Origin of the sequence: Streptomyces sp. NPDC088553 (assembly GCF_044752965.1) — a bacterium.
In the GTDB taxonomy this organism is placed as follows: domain Bacteria; phylum Actinomycetota; class Actinomycetes; order Streptomycetales; family Streptomycetaceae; genus Streptomyces.
The window spans coordinates 1-3,417 of the sequence record NZ_JBIVMG010000021.1 but is presented as its reverse complement, the minus strand read 5'-3'; the positions used below and the strand labels follow the sequence as shown (position 1 = coordinate 3,417).

The window sequence follows — 3,417 nt, the reverse complement described above, 5'->3', positions numbered from 1 at the left end:
CGCCACCATCGACTGGCCCACACTCCTCCAGCCCTACCAGGCCCGCACCGTCGAACTCCCCCCCTACCCCTTCCAGCGCCAGCACTACTGGCTCGAGCCCGAGCCGGCCGCGACGGACGCCCGGGGACTCGGTCTGAACTCGGCGGGGCACCCGCTGCTGGGCGCCGTGGTCGAGCTCGTCGAGGAGGACCGGCTGGTGTACACGGGGCGACTCGGCCTCGACACACAGCCGTGGCTGGCCGATCACGCCGTGCACGGCACCGTCCTGCTGCCCGGTACCGCGTTCCTCGAACTCTCGATGGCCGTGGGCGCCCGGATGGGCTGGCGGCGGCTCTCCGAACTCACCCTCCAGGCGCCCCTGGTCCTGCCGCCGGACGAGGCCGTGCAGCTCCGGGTGACCGTCGAGCCGCCGAACACGAACGGGCAGCGCGAGCTGGCCGTGCACTCGCGGCCGCAGGACGCCGAGGCGGGCGTTCCGTGGACGCGGCACGCCGCGGCACTGCTCGACATCGACGACGAGACGGCGGACTTCGACCTCGCCGAGTGGCCGCCGCCCGGCGCCCAGGAGATCGACGTCGAGACCCGCTACGACACGCTCTCGGAAGCGGGCTACGACTACGGCCCCGCCTTCCAGGGCCTGCGTGCCGCCTGGCGCGGCGGCCGTGACGTCTTCGCCGAGGTGAGCCTGCCCGCCGAGCTCGATGCCGCTTCCTTCGGCGTCCACCCTGCCGTTCTGGACGCCGCCCTGCACGCGGTGGGTCTGCTGCGCGAGGACGCCGGGATGGTCCTGCCGTTCTCCTGGTCCGGCGTCACCCGCCACACCGAGGGCGCGGACGCCCTGCGCGTGTGGCTCAGCGCCAAGAGCGAGGACGGGGTGAGCCTGCGCGTCACCGACGGCGCGGGCAAGCCCGTGCTGTCGGCGGATTCCGTCACGATGCGGCCGTTCACCGCCGACCTGACCGCCGCGCGCGGCACCGACGCCCTTTTCCGTCTGGAGTGGCAGCCGGTCCAGGCCACCGCGACCGACGTCGACGTGTGTCTGGTCGCCGGACTGGCCGAGGTGCCGGATCCCGTGCCGCAGCTCGTCGCCGTACGATGTCCGGGCTCGACGCAGGACTCCGACAGCACAGGGGCAGGCCTCGCCGATCACGCGCACCGCGCGGCGGGTTGGGCGCTGGCCCTGGTCCAGGACTGGCTGGCCGACGCCCGCTTCACCGGCTCCCGCCTCCTGGTGCTGACCGACGGGGCCACCGGCCCCGATGTCACGAACCCCGCCCAGGCCACCGTGTGGGGCCTGATCAGGACCGCCCAGTCCGAACACCCCGACCGCTTCTCGCTGTTGGACACGGACGCGGACGCGGCGCACGACGTCGACACCGTTCCCGGGGCCGTGCTCACCGAGCCGCAGCTCGCCCTGCGGGCGGGCGCGGTCCTCGCCCCCCGGCTCGTCCGGCACACCGCCGTCGCCGACCTGGCCGGGGCCACCCCGCTCGACCCGGACGGCTCCGTGCTCATCACCGGCGGAACCGGTGTCCTCGGCGCCTCGGTCGCACGGCACCTGGTCACCGAGCACGGCGCCCGCCGCCTCCTCCTCGTCAGCCGCCGGGGCCCCGACGCCCCGGGTGCCGAGGAACTCGCGTCCGAACTCAGCGGGCTGGGAGCGGAGGTCACCCTCGCCGCCTGCGACACCGCCGACCGCGAGGCGCTCGCGCGGCTCCTGGCCGGCGTACGGCTCACCGCCGTCGTCCACACGGCGGGCCTCCTCGACGACGGTGTGATCGAGTCGCTGACCCCGGACCGGCTCGCCGCCGTGCTGCGGCCCAAGGTGGACGCCGCCGCACACCTCGACGAGCTCACCGCCGGCCAGGACCTCGCGGCGTTCGTCCTCTTCTCCTCCGTCGCGGGCGTGCTCGGCAACCCCGGCCAGGCCAACTACGCCGCCGGCAACGTCTTCCTCGACGCGCTCGCCGCCCGCCGCCGGGCCGCCGGTCTCCCCGCGACCTCGCTCGCCTGGGGCCTGTGGGCCGAACGCACCGGTCTCACCGGGCACTTGGACGACGACACCCTCTCGACTCGTGGCATCGCCCCGCTCTCCAACGAGCAGGGACTCGAACTCCTCGACCGGGCGCTCGGCGACGACACGGCGATGCTCGTACCGGCCAGGCTCGACCCGGCCGCACTGCGCTCCGACGCGCTCAACGGGACCCTGTCCCCGGTGCTGCGCTCGCTGGTACGGGTCCCGCAGCGGCGCCCCGGCGAGTCCGGCCTGCGCCGCAGGCTCGGCCGGCTGTCCGAGGAGGAGGGCCGCCGTCTGCTGCTCGACCTCGTCAACGCCCAGCTCGCCGCGGTCATCGGCCGTGACTCGGCCGACGGGATCGACCCGGACCAGCCTTTCAAGAGCTTCGGCGTCGACTCGCTGCTGGCCGTGCAGCTGCGGAACCGTCTCAACTCCGCGACCGGGCTGCGCCTTCCGGCGACCCTCGTCTTCGACCACCCCACACCCGCCGCCGTCGTCGACTTCACGCTCGCGCTCGCGCGGGAACGCGCCGAGAGCGCCGCCCCGCTGCCCGTCGCCGCCGTCGCACCGCGTACGGACGACGACCCGATCGTGATCGTCGGCATGGGCTGCCGCTTCCCGGGCGGGGTGGACTCCCCCGAGGGACTGTGGCAGGTCGTCGCCGAACAGCGCGACGTGATCTCGGACTTCCCGACCGACCGGGGCTGGGACCTCGACGGTCTCTACCACCCGGACCCGGACCACTCCGGCACGTCGTACGTGCGGCGCGGCGGATTCCTCCACGAGGCGGGCCAGTTCGACCCCGCGTTCTTCGGGATCTCGCCGCGTGAGGCGCTGGCGATGGACCCGCAGCAGCGGCTGCTCCTCGAAGTGTCGTGGGAGGCCCTGGAGCGGGCGGGGATCGCACCCGGAACGCTGCACGGCAGCGACACCGGGGTGTTCGCCGGCGTGATGTACCACGACTACGGCGGTGGCGGCCGACTCCCGGAGGAGGCCGAGGGCCACTTCCTGACCGGCACGGCCGGCAGCGTCGCCACCGGCCGGGTGGCGTACACCCTCGGCCTGCAGGGTCAGGCGCTGACGGTGGACACGGCCTGCTCGTCGTCGCTCGTCGCGCTGCACCTGGCCGTCCGTGCCCTGCGGTCCGGCGAGTGCTCGCTCGCCCTCGCCGGTGGCGCCGCGGTGATGTCCACCCCCAACACGTTCATCGAGTTCTCGCGTCAGCGGGGGCTCGCGGCCGACGGCCGCATCAAGTCGTTCTCGGCGGATGCCGACGGTACGGCGTGGGCCGAGGGCGTCGGTGTACTCGTCGTCGAGCGGCTCTCCGACGCCCGACGGCTCGGACACGACGTCCTCGCCGTCGTCGCCGGTACCGCCGTCAACCAGGACGGCGCGTCCAA

1 protein-coding gene is annotated in these 3,417 nt (G+C 74.2%); it reads left to right on the top strand.

The annotated features are described in order from the left end of the window. On the top strand, positions 1-3,417 hold a 3,417-nt coding region (locus ACIP8Z_RS37575; protein ID WP_402091534.1), incomplete at both ends, for a type I polyketide synthase.